The sequence below is a fragment of the Amycolatopsis methanolica 239 genome, from assembly GCF_000739085.1.
Lineage (GTDB): Bacteria > Actinomycetota > Actinomycetes > Mycobacteriales > Pseudonocardiaceae > Amycolatopsis_E > Amycolatopsis_E methanolica.
Genome location: NZ_CP009110.1, coordinates 3,285,975 through 3,300,970, shown reverse-complemented (window position 1 = coordinate 3,300,970; position 14,996 = coordinate 3,285,975). Strand labels below are relative to the sequence as shown.

Below are 14,996 nucleotides of genomic sequence, written 5' to 3'. Positions count from 1 at the left end.
ATCACCTCCCGTCCGTCGTGGCGAACAGCGCGGCGCTGCTCAGCTCGGAGATGGGGCCGCCGGACACCAGGCACAGGCGCGCGCCCGGCACGGGGTTGCTCGACTCGCCCCGCAGCAGCCGGACCGCCTCGACGGCGTTGCCCATGCCGTGCAGGAAGCCTTCGGCGAGGTCGCCGCCGCCCGTGCAGATCGGCAGTTTGCCGTCCGGCGCGATCAGGTTCTCGAACGTGAGGAACTCCCCCGCGTTCTCCGCGGTGCAGAACCCGAGGTCGATCAGGGCCGAGACGGCGGGACCGGTGAAGTTGACGTACAACTGGACCGCGTCCACGTCGGACGGAGTGACCCCGGAGCGTTCCCACACCCGGCGGCCCGCCGAGACCTGCGACGAGGACGTGTACGGCTCGTGGTTCTCGTCCAGCTCGCCCCACTTCGGCCCGTCCGCGCCGATGGCCGACGCCAGCAGGTACACCGGCTTGTCGGTGAGGTCGCGAGCGCGCTCGGCGGAGGTCAGGATGATCGCCGCCGCCGCGTCGTTCTCGCGGGAGGAGTCGAACAGCCGCAACGGTTCCACGATCCAGCGCGACGACTCGTACTTCTCGTCGGTGAGGTCCACCCCGTGCCCGACCGCGTCCGGGTTCTTGCCCGCGTGGTGGTAGCAGGCCTGGGCGATCGCGCGCAGCGCCGACGGCGGGATGCCGTCGTGCTCGATGAGCCGCTGCGTGCGCAACCCGAGCGCTTGCGCGGGCGAATCCACACCGTGCGCGGCGTAGTGCGGCCCGAACACACCCTGGCTGACCGCGCGCAGCAGCCGCCCGCTGGAGGACTCCGCGGTGGCGCGGTAGACGACGACCGTTTCGGCGTGCCCGGACAGGATCGCCGCCTCGGCCATCGCGATCGCCCCGGCGCTGCCCCCGCCGCCACCGCCCCACACGAGGCTGCTCCAGCGCAGCTCGCGGGTGCCCAGCGGCCCGGCGAGCCGGGTGCCCTCCTGCACGTCGGCGCCGTAGGAGCAGAAGCCGTCGATCTCGCTCGCGGGGATCCCGGCGTCGGCCGCGGCCGCGTCGATGGCCTTGAGCAGCAGCTTGCGTTCGGCGTCCGGGGACGCGCCGCGCTTGTGGTACGGCGTGATCCCGATCCCCACGACGGCCACGCCCGTGGGTCGCTTGCCCATTCAGGACTCCTTCGTCCAGGTCAGCACCGGCAGTCCGGCGGTGCGCTCCGAGGCGGCCACGAACGTGCCGCGCACCCGGTCGCCGATCCGCGCACCGCCGCCGGTGAGCAGCCCGATGAGCCGGGCACCGCCCGCCTGCGGCAACTCCACCAGCACGTTGTCGTAGGGCACGAGGTCGGCGTAGGCCGGGACGAACGGGTAGTGCGTGCGGATCCGGCTGAACACGGTGCCCACCGGCTCCACGGCCTCCCAGCCGAGGTCGTAGGACCCGCAGCCGGGGCAGCGCCAGTCCGCGGGCCAGGCCCAGCGCCGGCAGGACGTGCAGCGCTGGATCCGCAGCTCGCCCTCGGCCAGGCCCGACCAGTACGGCGCGTCGACCCGGCGGCCGAACTCGACCGCCGCGTTGCGTTCCCCGGTCATGTGCCGGTCACCAGCAGGTCTTCGCCGGTGTCGGTGAACAGGCTCGCCAGCGGCACCGACTCGACGGTCTCCAGCAGGCGCGCCTGGGTCTGCGAACGGCCCCACGGCAGGCGGCGGATCGGCTGGCTGTGGCGCGACAGCCAGGACAGGTCCGTCTCGTCGCAGAAGCCCATCGCGCCGAACATCTGGTGCCCGGTGCGGAACACCGTCTCGGCCGTCTCCAGCGCGGACATCCGCAGCGCCATCGCGTCGGTGGCGGCGCCCGGCTGCCCGGACAGCACCGACCACAGCGTGTACTTCGCCAGCTCCTCGAAGCCCTGCAGCTGCGCCGCGGTGTCGGCCAGCTGGAACTGCAGGGCCTGGAACGTGGCCAGCGGGCGGCCGAACTGCTGCCGGTCAAGCAGGTGGCGCCGGGTCATCCGCAGCGCTTCGTCGACCATGCCGAGCAGGACCCAGCAGGGCAGCGTCAGCGCGAGCGGGGTGCGCCCGCCGTCGTCGGACCACTCCCCCAGCTCCACCGGGCACGCCAGGGCACCCAGCTTCGAGCCCACCCGCGCCCCGGTGGACACCACCGGCGCCCGGCGGCCCCGGCCGTCCAGGGCGAACCAGCTCAGCGCGGGGTCGACGTCGGCCAGGTTGATCCGCGGCGACGGCAGCGGCACCACGGCCACCGCGTCCACTCCGGACTCCGGGTCCCCGGCGAGCCGCTGCGCGACCGGGTACGGCAACGCGAAGCGCCCGGCGGCGCGGCAGACGGCCGCCGCCGCTTCACCGTCCACCGCGGACTCCCGGGGCCGCAGCTCCCACACCCCGATCTCGGCGAGCAGGGTCCGCACCGTGCCGGACTGCTCGCCCGCCTCGGCCTGCCGCACCAGCTCGAACCCGCCCGCCTTGCGCAGGGCGGCCTCGACCACCTGCTCCAGTTCGAGCGCCTCGGCACTCAGTTCGGTCTTCACTTCGCCCCCAGCAGCGTGCGCGAGAGCAGCATCCGCTGCACCTCGATGCTGCCCGAGGCCACGGTCGCGGCCTGGGCGTAGCGCCAGTGGTCGTCCACCGCGCGCTCGAACAGCCGGGCCGCGTCGCCCGCGCCCACGGCTCGTTCCTCGATCATGTCCATCAGCACCTCTGCCACTTCCTGGTCCACCTGGGTCGCGACGATGCGGTAGGCGGCCGCGTCCGCCGGGTCGACCGTCCCGGTCTCCTGCTTCTCGATCACCCGGTAGGCCAGCAGCCGCGCCTGCCGGGTGTGCACGAGCGCCTTGGCCCACCGCTGCTTCAGCTCGGCGGGCAGCGCGTCCCACCGGTCGGCGAGCATCACCGGCGCGAGGTTGAGCAGCCGGTCGCACCGCGCGTACCGCGCGATCCCGACGCGCTCGAACGCCAGCGCCTCCCGCACGATCGACCAGCCCTGGTCGACCTCGCCGAGCACGTCCTCGCGCGTCACCGCGACGTCGTCGAAGTAGACCTCGTTGAGGTGGTGCGGGCCGACCATCGCCTTGATCGGCACGACCCGGATCCCCGGGCGGTCCATCGGCACCAGGAACACCGTGATGCCGTGGTGCTTCTTGTCGCCCCGGCTGGTGCGGGCGAGCAGGAAGCACCAGTCGGCCATCGTCGCGTAGGAGGTCCAGATCTTCTGGCCGCGCACCCGCCAGCCGTCGCCGTCGGCCACGGCCGCGGTGCGCAGTGACGCCAGGTCCGAACCGGCCTCCGGCTCGGAGAAGCCCTGGCACCAGATGACCTGCCCGCGGGCGATGCGCTCGAGGTGCTCGGCGCGCTGGGCCTCGGTGCCGAAGCGCATGATCGCCGGGCCCACCCAGTTGACGCCCATGTACTGCGCGCCGCGGGGTTCGAAGTGCGCCCACATCTCCTCGCGCATGATCGCCTGTTCCCACGGGCTGGACGCGGCGCCGCCGTACTCGACCGGCCAGGCCGGCGTCAGCTGGCCCTTGTCCGCGAGCAGCTTGCAGAAGTTCTGCGCCAGCTCCAGATCGCGCGGGTCAGTGGTGAAGGCGCCGAGGTACTCGCGCGGCATCGCCGAGCGCACCAGGTCGCGCAGCTCGCGGCGCAAAGCCGCGCCGCGCTCGGAATCTTGGAAATCCACACGATCCTCCGTATCGGGAATTCACACGACGGCGAAGCCCGCGTCAACCGGCAGGCTCACACCGGTGACGTGCTTCGCGGCGTCGGACGCGAGCCACAGGACGGCCGCGCTGATCTCTTCGGGTTGCAGACGCCCGGCGTGCATCGCGTCGCCGAAGCGGCTCGGCACGCGTGGCAGGTTGTGCTCGACCCAGGCCTTCATCGCCGGGTTCTCGATCATCGGCGTCGCCACCGCGGTGGGGTGGACGCAGTTGACGCGGATCCCGTGCGGGCCGAGTTCGAGCGCGTAGGCCTTCATCAGGCCCAGCTGGCCGTGCTTGGCCGCGGTGTAGGCGTCGCTGCGGGCGTCGCCCCGGGACATGCCCTTCAGGCCCGAGGTGGAGTTGATGAGGATGACGCTGCCGCCGCGGCCGCCCTCGACGAGCACCGGAGCGGTGGCCTGGATGGTGTTCCAGGCGCCGGTCAGGTTCACCGCGAGGTAGTCGTCCCAGATCTCCCCGGGCGAGTGGGTCTCTTCTTCGGGGAAGCCCTGCGCGACGCCCGCGTTGGCGATCACGACGTCGATGCGACCGAAGGCGTCCACGCCCTGGCGCACCGCGTCGTCCAGCTGGTCGCGGGACCGCACGTCGGCGACCACGCCGATCCCGCGCCCGCCGCCTTCCTCCACACCCGCGACGGTTTCGGCGAGGTCGTCCGGAGTGGACATCGGGTAGGGCACGGTCGGGATCTGCGCGCAGCAGTCGGTGGCGACGACCGCCGCGCCGGCGCGCGCCAGCGCGAGGGCGTGTGACCGGCCCTGCCCGCGCGCGGCGCCGGTGATGAAGGCGACTTTGCCGGTGAGGTCGGTCATGAGCCCACCCGGGGTGCGTTGTAGATGGACTTGACCGCGTAATACGGGGTGAGGCCCTCGGGGCCGAGCTCCCGGCCCAGCCCGCTGGCCTTGTACCCGCCGAACGGCGCCGCCATGCTGAGGTCGTAGCCGTTGATGCCGATGGTGCCGGTCTCCACGCGCCGGGCCACGTTCATGCCGCGCCCGGGGTCGGCGGTGAACACCGAGCCGCCGAGGCCGTACTCGGAGTCGTTGGCGATCTCGACGGCCTCGTCCTCGTCGCGGTAGGGGATCACGACGACCACCGGGCCGAAGATCTCCTCGCGGGCGATCGTCATCCGGTTGTGCACCCCGCGGAACACCGTCGGCGCGTAGAAGAACCCGCGCGGGAACCCCGACGGCCGTGACCCGCCCAGCACCACCTCGGCGCCTTCGCGACGGCCGGTCTCCACGTATCCGGCGACCCGGTCCAGCTGCCGTGCGCTCACCAGCGGGCCGAAGTCGGTGCCGCGGTCGGCCGGGTCACCCAGCCGCGCGGCACGCATCCCGGCGACCACGGCGTCGACCACCGAGTCGTAGCGGTCCTCGGGCGCCAGCACCCGGGTGCAGGAGTAGCAGACCTGCCCGGAGTTGGGGGCGCACAGCCGCGCCGCCTGGCCGCTGAACGCGTCGAGGTCGGCGTCGTCGAGCAGGATCGCCGCGCTCTTGCCGCCCAGCTCCAGCGTCACCGGCTTGAGTGCCGCCCCGCAGGCCGCGGCGATCTCCCGCCCGGCCGCGGTGGACCCGGTGAAAGCGACCTTCGCGACCAGCGGGTGCTCCACCAGCGCCATCCCGGTGTCGCGGCCGCCGGTGACCACGTTGAGCACGCCCGGCGGGAACCCGGCCTCCAGCACCGCCTCGGCGAGCCAGTGCGCGTCGAGGCTGGTTTCCGGGGCCGGTTTGAGCACCGCGGTGCAGCCCGCGGCCAGTGCCGGGGCGAGCTTCCAGGCGACCAGGATCTGCGGGCCGTTCCACGGCGCGATGATGCCGACCACGCCGACCGGTTCGCGGCGAACGACGGCGTGCGCGGGCTGTCCGGGCCGGTCCTCCTCCTCGGCGATCCCCTCGACGAGGTCGGCGTAGTAGCGGTAGGCCGCGGCGGCGCCGAACGCGTTGCCCCAGCGGGCCATCTTGACCGGCATGCCGTTCTGCCGCGAGATCAGCGCGGCAAGTTCACCGGCCCGCGATTCGATGATCTCCGCGAGCCGCCGCAGCAGCGCGGCCCGGTCGGCCGGGCCGAGCTTGCGCCACTGCGCCGAAGCCAGCGCCGCCGACGCCGACCGCACCGCGGTGTCCACATCGGACGCCGAGGCGGCCGGGACCGACCCGAGGACCTCCTCGGTGGCCGGGTTGACCAGCGTGACCCGTTCCGCGCCGGTCGCCGGGACCGGACGGCCGTCGACCAGCAGGTGCTCGATGACGGTGCTCATGTCTCTCCCTCCCTCCGCGCTTCAGTCCGAGGACGGGAGCGACTTGGCTTCCTTGATCTCGAGGATCACGCCGTCGGCCCGCAGCGTTCCGGCGCCGGGCTTGGTGCACAGCAGTTCCAGCCCGTACTCGGGGTGGATGTAGCGCTTGCCCAGCAGGGTGCCGCGTTCGGTGTCCACCGGGGTGCCCTGCGGTTCGGCGGGCGCCTCGGCGAGCGGGCGCATCGGCTCGCCGCCGCAGGTGATCGTGACCGCCTTGCGGGGCGGGCGCACCACGATGACCTGCGTGCCACACACCGCGCTCGCCAGCCGGTCGCCAACCCTGACCAACATCATTCGTCTCCTCGCTCGAGTTGCGCGCGAGCCCAGGCGTAGTCGGGCTTTCCGTTGTCGTACCGCCGGATCTTCTCCACGCGCAGGAACGTCTTGGGTGCCTTGTAGCCGGCCAGCTGCGCCTTCACGGCGGCGGCGAGGTCGGAGTCGGACACTGTGCCGTCGGCGACCAGCAGCGCGACCACCTCGCTTCCCCAGCGTTCGCTGGGGCGGCCCAGCACGAGGGTGTCGGCGACGCCGGGGTGGGTCAGCAGGACGGACTCGACCTCCTCGGCGTAGACCTTCTCGCCGCCGGTGTTGATGACGGTGGCGTCCCGGCCGAGGAACGTCACCGCGCCGTCCGCGTCGATCTCCGCGCGGTCGCCGGACACCGCCAGGTAGCGGCCGCCGATGGTGCGGAACGTCATGCGGGTGCGCTCCGGATCGCCGAGGTAGCCCCGCGGCAGGAACCCTCCGTTGGCCAGCAGGCCCTGCCCGGGCCGGGTCCGGTCGCGCAGGACGCCGGTCTTCTCGTCGAGCACGAACGTGTTCGGGCCGGCCGTGAAGGTCGCGTCCCCGCCAGTCTGGTTGGCCTGCGGGCCGGTCTCGGACGAGCCGAGCGCGTTGATGATCGTCGCTCGCGGGAAGTGCTCGCGGAACCCGGCCCACGACCGCTGCGAGAGCACCGCGCCGCTGGAGAACACGAACCGCAGGTGCTCCGGCGGGTCCGGCGTGGCGGCCAGCGCGTCGAGCAACGGCCGCGCGAAGACGTCCCCGACGATCGCCAGCGACGAAATCCGCTCCCGCCGCAGCGTGCCCACCATCTCGGCGGCGTCGAAGTGCACCGGGTTGTCCCCCAGCACCACCGTGCCGCCACTGGACCAGGCGTTGAACGCGTACCACAGCGCGGTGCCGTGCATCAGCGGCGGCGCGGGCAGGGCCCGCAGCCACTCCCGGCGGGGCGCGCCCTCGACCGCCTGCGCGATCGAGCCGGCGGCGATCCCACACGGGCCGGGTATCGCGTCGCGCTGGCGCCAGATCACGCCCTTGGGCATGCCGGTGGTACCGCCCGTGTAGAGCACATGCACGTCGTCGCCCGAGGGAACCCGCTCCACCGGGGGCGCCACCGCGGTGGCGATCACCTGCTCGTAGTCCACCGACCCGGCGACCGGCTGCTCGCCCGAGTCGTCGGCCACGCACACCAGCACCGGCGCCGCGGGCCGACCGGCCAGGGCCTCACGCAGCACGGGCGCGAACTCCTGCTGGTACACCAGCACCGCCGGGGCGGCGTCGCGCAGCAGGTAGGCCAGCTCGGCGGCGCGGTACCGGTAGTTGACGTTGAACGGGGCGCACCGGGCGCGGTAGCAGCCCAGAACGGTCTCCAGGAACTCCGGCCGGTTGCGCACGTAGACGCCGACGAGATCGTTGGGCGACTCCCACGGCTGGTGCTCACCCGCGCGACGGCCTTCGGTGCGCGCGGTGAGCCACCAGCCCAGGGCGAGCGTGCGCTCCCGGGTTTGCGCCCAGCTCTGCCGTCGCCCGTTCTGCACGAGGCAGTCGCGCTCGCCCACCACCCCGGCGATGGCGTCCCACAGCGCGAGGTAGCCGAACGTGCCGGTCTGCGCTTCCACGGTGGCGGTCATGCGGATCCCTCCAGGGCGAAGGTGCGGCGGCCGCCCGATTCGGTGATCCGGCCCCTTCGCCCGATGGGTTCGGTGTCTTCGCGGACCAGCTCGCCCAGCGTGTAGGTGTCCTTCTTGGACACGCGCACCCCGGTCCGGCGGCCGCCGGACAGGCTGGCCACGACGTACCCGCGCGCGGGATTGGCCTCCCGGTCGTACTCGACGGTGAAGGTCTCCACCACGGCCTCGCCGGTGTAGTCGTCGAGCACCGTGACCGTCTCGGGCTCCCCGGTGGCCGCCGCGGACACGAAACCCTCGGGCCGGGCCCGGCCGGACAGCACGACGACGGAGTGCCGGGTGACGTACTCGCCGTTGGCGTACACCAGGCCGGTGCCACCGGTCCGGCGCAGCTCGCGGGTCACCGCGACCAGCGCGTGCGAGGAGTAGTTGTTGTGCGCCCCGCCGAAGGACGTCAGCCCGCCCGTCGCCGACAACGCCCGGTCCGTGACCTTAAGGTGCAGCGCGGCGAGCTTGGGCACCACCGGGAAGCAGCTGTACAGGTCCAGCACGTCCACGTCGCCCGCGGCGAGCTCGGCGCCGTCCAGCGCCTGGTCGAGGGCCTTCGCCATGCCGGCCGAGGCCCCGAAGGCCGGCCGTTCCAGCACGTCCTCGCAGTCGCGGTCCGCGGCGGCCGACCACAGGTGGATGCGCTTGGATTCCGGCACGCCCAGCCGGTCCGCCTCCTCGGCGCTGGCGACAAGGATCGCCGCGGCCTGGTCGACCTTCGCGGTGGCGTTCATCAGCAGCGGGTACGGGAAGCAGATCATCCGGTTCTTCGGGCCCACCGTCGCGATCTCGTCCGGCGTGCGCGGCGTGGGGTGCCACGCCGCGTCGTTGCGTGCCGCGACCGCGCTGAACTCCGAGTACATCCGGGCCGACCACTGCTGCGCCTGCGCGAAGGACTGGCCCAGCTCGTACCGCAGCCGGTTCTCGAACAGCGGGTAGATCCGGATCGGCCCGACCAGCCCCAGGTCCCACATCCGCTCGGTGCCGCCGACCTCCCGGCTGAACTTTCCCGGACCGCCCGGCTCGCGCGACCACGGGATGTCGGCCTCCGCCCGCTGGAACAGCTCCAGCGAGGACTGCGCCTCCCCACCGCACAGCAGAGCGAGGTCGGCGTCCCCGGCGGCCACCTGCTCGGCGAGGCGCGTGAGCATCTCGACCGGCTGGTGCCCGCCGGAACCGGAGGTGACACACCGCGCCCCGGTGGCACCGAGCCGGTCCGCGACCGCCTTCGCGTCGTCGGCGTAGGACCACGACACGATCTGCACCGCCGCGACCGCGTCCACCCGGGCGAGGTGGTCCGCGCCGATCCCCGCGTCGTCCGCACTCGCACGGGCGGCCCGCTCGATCAGGTCGAGCGGTTCGGCGGCCTGGGCCAGGTCGCGCTCCCGGTTGTTGCGGAGCTGGCCGACGCCGATGATCACCACGTCCCGGGCGCTCATGAGGCCGTCCACTTCGGCGGGCGCTTCTCGATGAAGGCCCGGACGCCTTCCTTGACGTCGTTGGTCTTGCCGACCTTCCGGGTCGCCTCGTTCGAGATCTGCCAGGCCTCGCTGTCCGGCAGCGAGGTGGCGGTGAGCACGACCTGACGGGAGTACTGCACGGCCAGTGGCGCGTTGACGGTGATCCGCTCGGCGAGCTTGCGCGCCACCGCCACCGCTTCGCCCGGTTCGCACAGCTCGTTGACCAGGCCCAGTTCGTACGCCCTGGTCGCGGAGTAGGCCTCGCCGGTGAGCGCCCATTCCATCGCGATGGTGATCGGGATCTTCCGGCCCAGCCGGAACAGCCCGCCACCGCCGGCGACCAGCGCCCGGCGCACCTCGGGCAGCCCGAAGGTGGCCGCCGTGGAGGCCACGACCAGATCGCACGCCAGGATGATCTCGGTGCCGCCCGCCAGCGCGGGCCCGTCGACAGCGGCGATCAACGGCTTGGTCCGCTCCCGGCGGATCAGGCCGGCGAAGCCGCCCTTGCGGGTCCGCATCTCCCGGTCCTTGCCTGCGCCTACCACCTTCAGGTCGGCGCCCGCCGAGAACACCGGTGGCGTGCCGGTGAGGATCGACACCCAGATGTCGTCGTCCGCCTCGATCCGGTCGAGTGCCTCCTCGATTCCCGTGGCCACCTCGCCGTTGACGGCGTTGCGGGCCTCCGGGCGGTCGATGGTGATCAGCGCGACGTGCGTGCGCGGATCGGCCTCGTACAGGACTCCCATGATGTGCGTACCTTTCGAAGAGATCAGGCGTTTTCCCGGCGGCCCGGCTCGAAGACCAGCTCGACGTTCTCCACGCCCCAGGTCAGCCCGAGGTGCTCCGTGATCTCCACGCCGTCGGCCAGACGGAACTCGGGGATCCGCCGGTGCAGCTCGGTGAAGGCGATCTTCAGCTCGAGCCTGGCGAGGTGGACGCCGATGCAGCGGTGCGCGCCGAGCCCGAACGTGAGGTGCGGCTTGGGCGGCCGGTCGAACTTGACCTCGTCCGGGTCCTCGAAGTACTTCGGGTCGCGGTTGGCCGCGCCGAGCGGGCAGTGCACCCGCTCCCCCTTCGGCAGCTCCAGGTCGCCCACCTTCGCCGACTCGGCGGCGACATTGCGGGTCGGCACAGCGGGTGAGGACCACCGCAGCAGCTCCTCCACCGCCGGCTCCAGCTTCTCCGGAGAGGAGAACATCTCCGCCCACTTGTCCGGGTTGCGGCCGAGGTAGGCCATGCTCTGGCCGAGCACGCTCTGCACCGTGTCCAGCCCGGCCAGCATCATGACCAGGAACAGGTCGAACAGGTCCTCCAACGGGATCGGCGCGCCGTCGATCTCCGCTTCCAGAAGGTGACTGGTGATGTCGTCGGTCCGGTTGGTCCTGCGTTTCTCGATCAGCTCCATGACGTAGCCGTGCACGCCTGCGCTCGCCTCGGCGCGGGCCTTGTCGGTCTCCTCCTGCGGCGCGCCGGGGATGCCGTGCAGGAAGATGTCGACCCACTTGGTGAGCTTCGCCGCGTCCTCGAGCGGCCAGCCCATCAGCGCCATGAACGTGGTGCCCGGGTACGGGAAGGCGAACTCGGGATCGAAGTCGCAGCGGCCCCTCTCGATGAAGTTGTCGATCAGGTCGTTGGCCACCCGCCGGATCCGCGGCTCCAGCTTGGCGACCGCGTCCGGGGAGAAGAACGGCTCGAGGATCTGGCGGTACTGCCGGTGCAGCGAGCCGTCGATCTCCAGCGGGATCATCCGCTTCTGCCCGAACGCCTGCGAACCGTCGGGCATGTTGGGGAAGCTGATGAAGCCCCGGTTGTTGCGCCGCAGCACGCTGCTCATGTCGTCGTAGCTGGAGAGCACCCAGAAGCCGCCGTCGGCGGAGAAGCTCACCGGGCACTTCTCCCGGCGGTCGGCCAGTTCGGCCAGGTGCTCGGCGATGGTGGTCTGCGCGTAGACGTCGTAGTCGCGGCGGTGCTGCTCGCGCAGCTGCCCGATAGTCTTGTCCATTGTGGTCACTGCCCTTCGCCCATGATGCCCTTGGCCGCCCGTTCGGTCATCGTTTCCCGCCAGTTGTCGCCGAACGGGATCGCGACCTGGGCGAGCGTGCCGCCGTCGGTCACCGGGATGCTCACGCCCGACATGTACATCGACTCGTCGGAGGCCAGGAACAACGCGGGATAGGCGTTGTCCAGGATCCGCGGCGGGCGCGGCAGCTTGAGCGGGATCGGCGAGTGCTCCGGGATCCACTCCGGCGCCATCTCCTCGTGCGACTTGCCCAGCACCGGCGCCTCCGGCGGCAGGATGAAGTTCGCCGACATGCCGTGCGTCGGGCAGATCGCGTTGATCCGGATCCCGTACTTGCCGATCTCCCACGCCGCACAGATGCGGACCAGCGCGTTGATGCCGCCCTTGGCCGCACCGTACTGCGGGAAGCCGGGGTAGCCGACCAGCGAGGCCGCCGATGAGGTGCAGATGATCGAGCTGCCCGCCGGGCCGTCCGGGTTGTTCTTCATCGCGCGCACGGCGTGCTTGACGGCAAAGAACACGCCCTTGAGCACGACGTCGTGGGTCTCGTCCCACTCCTGTTCGGTGATGTCCTCGAACGGGGTGAGCCCGAAGCCCTTCGCCGGGATGCCCGCGTTCGCGAACATCACGTCGAGCTTCCCGTACTGCTCGACGGTAGCGTTGACCGCGGCTTCCACTTCGGACTCGACGGTGACATCGGCCTTGACGGCGATCGCGTCCCCGCCGGCCTCCGTCACCAGCGCGACCGTCTCCTTCGCCCGGGACTCCTGGATGTCGGTGACGACGACCTTCGCCCCCTCCTGCGCGAAGAGCTGAGCCGAGACCCGGCCGAGGCCGGAGCCCGCACCGGTGATCATCGCCACCTTGTTCGCCAGACGCATCGTTGCTGTCCTTCCTGGGGTTCTCAGTTGCGGGTCCACTGCGCGCCGAGCAGCCCGTAGGGCCGCCGCGCCGGGTCGGGGTCCAGTGCGGTGTAGAAACTCTTGGTGCGGGTGAGGTCGTCCAGGGCGGCGGTGCCGTACTGGGCGCCGATGCCACTGGCCTTCCAGCCCTGCATCGGCGAGTCCGACACGCTCGCCATGCCGTACTCGTTGATCCAGACGGTGCCCGACTCGATCCGGGCGCCGATCGCGCGCGCCGCGACGAGGTCGGAGCCCCACACCGAGGCCGCCAGCCCGTAGCGGGTGGAGTTCGCGATCTCCACGGCGTGGTCGACCGACTCCGCGGCCAGCACGGTGATCACCGGGCCGAAGGTCTCCTCCTGCGCGATCTCCATGTCGGAGGTGACGTCGCGCAACACCGTGGGCACCACGTAGTAGCCGCCCTCGGGCAGCTCGCCCAGCGTCCGCGCCCGTCCGGCGATCTTCGCGCCCTGGTCCTGCGCCCGGGCGATCATGTCGTGCACTCGCTTGGCGGAGGCGGCCGACACGACCGGGCCGACGTCGGTGTCCGGGTCCGTGGCCGGGCCGACGCGCAGCGCGCCGACCAGCTCGGCCAGGCGGTCGCAGGCCTCGTCGTAGCGGCTGCGCGGCACGATCAGCCTGCTGGTCGCGACGCAGATCTGGCCGGCGTGCAGCACGGAGCCGAACACCGCGCCGGGCAGGGCGAGCTCGAAGTCGGCGTCCTCCAGGATCACCGCGGGCGACTTGCCGCCCAGTTCCAGCTGGAGGCGCTTGAGGGAGGCGGCCGCGGTAGCCATGACCTTGCTGCCGGTCTCGGTGCTGCCGGTGAACGAGATCCCGGCGACGTCCGGGTGCGCGACAAGGTGCTGCGACGGCGTCACCCCGCCGTTGACGATGTTCAACGCCCCGGCGGGCAGGCCAGCCTCGGCCATCACCTCGGCGAACAACCGCGCCCCGACCGGCGCCAGGGGCGAGGGCTTCACGACCACCGTGTTGCCTGCCAGCAGTGCCGGGATCGCCTTCTGCCCCACCACGTACATCGGCACGTTGAACGGGGTCAGCGCGGCGATCACGCCGAGCGGTTCGCGGTGCACCTCCCACTGGCCGAGGAACACCGACGCGTCGATCGGTGCGGCTGCGGGGCGTTCGAGGTAGGGCGCCAGCTTGGGCCACTCCCGGAACAGCATCGCGGTGCCGGCGACCTGCAGGGCGGCCGACATCCGGACCGCGCACCCGGTGTCCGCGGCGAGCAGCCCGGTGAACTCCTCGGCGCGCCGGTCGACGATGTCGGCGGCACGGTGCATCAGTGCGACCCGCTCGGCCAGCGGCGTCTCGCGCCAGGTCCGCCCGGCTTCGACGGCCGCGGCGACCGCGGCGTCGACATCCCCGGTGGAGCTGTCGGCCAGCTCGCCCAGCCGCAACCCGGTGGACGGATCGAAGAACGGTGTGGTCCGGCCGGCCTGCGCCGGGGTCCACGAGTTGCTCACGAAGTTGAGCACATCCACGGGCGTTTCCCTTCGTCCTCGTCGACTCGGTGCCCGATCCTGACACAACTATGCAATCTTATCAAGGATTAGAAGCATTCGACCGGGCCGCTATAGACGTATAAGATTGCAAGGATTAAGGTGCCCGCAGGACTGTCGATCGGCGGAGGATCCAGTGCAGAGCACACACGACGAGGTGGACCTGAAGCTCCTGGTGAGCCGCAAGGAGACGCTTGCCGAAGGCGTCGTCCGCCTCCACCTGACCGACCCCGGCGGTGCGGCGCTGCCGTCGTGGACCCCGGGGTCGCACATCGACCTGCAGTTCGGCGAGGGCCTCGTCCGGCAGTACTCGCTGTGCGGCGACCCGGACGACACCGGCACGTGGCAGGTCGCGATCCTGCGCGAGCCGGACAGCCGCGGCGGGTCCGCGTTCGCCCATGAGCACCTCACCGAGGGCACGCAGATCGGGGTTCGCGGGCCGCGCAACCACTTCGAGCTCGCGCCGGCCGCGAACTACCTGTTCATCGGCGGCGGCATCGGCATCACACCACTGGTTCCGATGATCCGTGAGGCCGAACGCGCCGGCGCGAACTGGCGCCTGCTCTACGGCGGGCGGACGCGCGGGTCGATGGCGTTCCGCGACGAACTGGCGGCGCTCGGCGACCGGGTGAGCATCCGCCCGCAGGACGAGACCGGACTGCTCGACCTCGCCGCGTTCCTCGGCGAGCCGCGGCCGGACACGGCGGTCTACTGCTGCGGGCCGGAGCCACTCCTGCAGGCGGTGGAGCAGGCGTGCGAGCGGTGGCCGTCGGGCACGCTGCACGTCGAGCGCTTCGCGCCGAAGGAGATGGGCGAACCGGTGCGCAAGGACTCCTTCGAAGTCGAGCTGGCCCAGTCCGGACAGGTGCTGACCGTGCCCCCGGAGAGGTCCATCCTGGAAGTCCTCGAGGACGCCGGCCTGGACGTGCCGTCCTCGTGCCAGGAAGGCACCTGCGGCACGTGCGAAACCGTCGTGCTCGGCGGCGAACCTGATCACCGCGACTCCTTGCTCACACCCGAGGAGCAGGAGGCGAACGAGACCATGATGATCTGCGTGTCGCGCGCGAAGTGTGCTCGCCTGGTCCTCGATCTCTGACGACTC

At 71.8% G+C, this 14,996-nt stretch carries 14 protein-coding genes; 1 reads left to right on the top strand and 13 read right to left on the bottom strand.

Annotated features, from left to right (window positions below; translation table 11 throughout):
* Position 1: 1 nt before the first annotated feature.
* The 13 genes from AMETH_RS15935 to AMETH_RS15875 are packed head-to-tail and all read right to left on the bottom strand — an operon-like array spanning position 2 to position 13,876.
* Positions 2 to 1,171: a thiolase C-terminal domain-containing protein gene (locus AMETH_RS15935; RefSeq protein ID WP_017987872.1), complete on the bottom strand. Its 1,170-nt coding sequence runs from the start codon at positions 1,169 to 1,171 to the stop codon at positions 2 to 4.
* Entirely contained in the window at positions 1,172 to 1,591 is a 420-nt protein-coding gene (locus AMETH_RS15930; RefSeq protein ID WP_017987871.1) for a Zn-ribbon domain-containing OB-fold protein, read from the bottom strand.
* Positions 1,588 to 2,547, bottom strand: coding sequence for an acyl-CoA dehydrogenase family protein (locus AMETH_RS15925; protein WP_017987870.1), 960 nt, complete (start codon positions 2,545 to 2,547; stop codon positions 1,588 to 1,590). The genes AMETH_RS15930 and AMETH_RS15925 overlap by 4 nt, the downstream gene beginning before the upstream one ends.
* Positions 2,544 to 3,695 (bottom strand): acyl-CoA dehydrogenase family protein, encoded by a 1,152-nt coding sequence (locus tag AMETH_RS15920; protein WP_017987869.1) that lies wholly within the window; start codon positions 3,693 to 3,695, stop codon positions 2,544 to 2,546. Before AMETH_RS15920 ends, AMETH_RS15925 begins: the two co-directional genes overlap by 4 nt.
* Positions 3,696 to 3,716: 21 nt before the next feature.
* Complete coding sequence (locus AMETH_RS15915; protein ID WP_017987868.1) at positions 3,717 to 4,544, bottom strand: mycofactocin-coupled SDR family oxidoreductase; 828 nt, start codon at positions 4,542 to 4,544, stop codon at positions 3,717 to 3,719.
* Positions 4,541 to 5,992, bottom strand: a complete 1,452-nt coding sequence (locus AMETH_RS15910) for an aldehyde dehydrogenase (protein ID WP_017987867.1) — start codon at positions 5,990 to 5,992, stop codon at positions 4,541 to 4,543. Before AMETH_RS15910 ends, AMETH_RS15915 begins: the two co-directional genes overlap by 4 nt.
* 21 nt (positions 5,993 to 6,013) lie before the next feature.
* Entirely contained in the window at positions 6,014 to 6,322 is a 309-nt protein-coding gene (locus tag AMETH_RS15905) for a hypothetical protein (RefSeq protein ID WP_017987866.1), read from the bottom strand.
* The gene (locus tag AMETH_RS15900; RefSeq protein ID WP_017987865.1) at positions 6,322 to 7,944 is read right to left on the bottom strand and encodes an AMP-binding protein; all 1,623 of its coding nucleotides are present in this window, start codon (positions 7,942 to 7,944) and stop codon (positions 6,322 to 6,324) included. Before AMETH_RS15900 ends, AMETH_RS15905 begins: the two co-directional genes overlap by 1 nt.
* Entirely contained in the window at positions 7,941 to 9,428 is a 1,488-nt protein-coding gene (locus AMETH_RS15895) for a hypothetical protein (protein ID WP_038533098.1), read from the bottom strand. The genes AMETH_RS15900 and AMETH_RS15895 overlap by 4 nt, the downstream gene beginning before the upstream one ends.
* A complete protein-coding gene (locus tag AMETH_RS15890) occupies positions 9,425 to 10,195 on the bottom strand; it encodes a crotonase/enoyl-CoA hydratase family protein (protein WP_017987863.1) in 771 nt (256 codons plus the stop codon). The genes AMETH_RS15895 and AMETH_RS15890 overlap by 4 nt, the downstream gene beginning before the upstream one ends.
* Before the next feature lie 23 nt (positions 10,196 to 10,218).
* Positions 10,219 to 11,451 (bottom strand): cytochrome P450, encoded by a 1,233-nt coding sequence (locus AMETH_RS15885; RefSeq protein WP_017987862.1) that lies wholly within the window; start codon positions 11,449 to 11,451, stop codon positions 10,219 to 10,221.
* Between the two features lie 5 nt (positions 11,452 to 11,456).
* Positions 11,457 to 12,350, bottom strand: coding sequence for an SDR family NAD(P)-dependent oxidoreductase (locus tag AMETH_RS15880; protein ID WP_017987861.1), 894 nt, complete (start codon positions 12,348 to 12,350; stop codon positions 11,457 to 11,459).
* A gap of 23 nt (positions 12,351 to 12,373) precedes the next feature.
* Entirely contained in the window at positions 12,374 to 13,876 is a 1,503-nt protein-coding gene (locus AMETH_RS15875; RefSeq protein WP_017987860.1) for an aldehyde dehydrogenase family protein, read from the bottom strand.
* A 154-nt stretch (positions 13,877 to 14,030) separates the two neighbouring features.
* On the opposite strand from AMETH_RS15875, the gene AMETH_RS15870 reads away from it, so the two are divergent.
* On the top strand, positions 14,031 to 14,990 hold the full coding sequence (locus tag AMETH_RS15870) for a PDR/VanB family oxidoreductase (protein ID WP_017987859.1): 960 nt from the start codon (positions 14,031 to 14,033) through the stop codon (positions 14,988 to 14,990).
* The last annotated feature ends 6 nt before the right edge of the window (positions 14,991 to 14,996 follow it).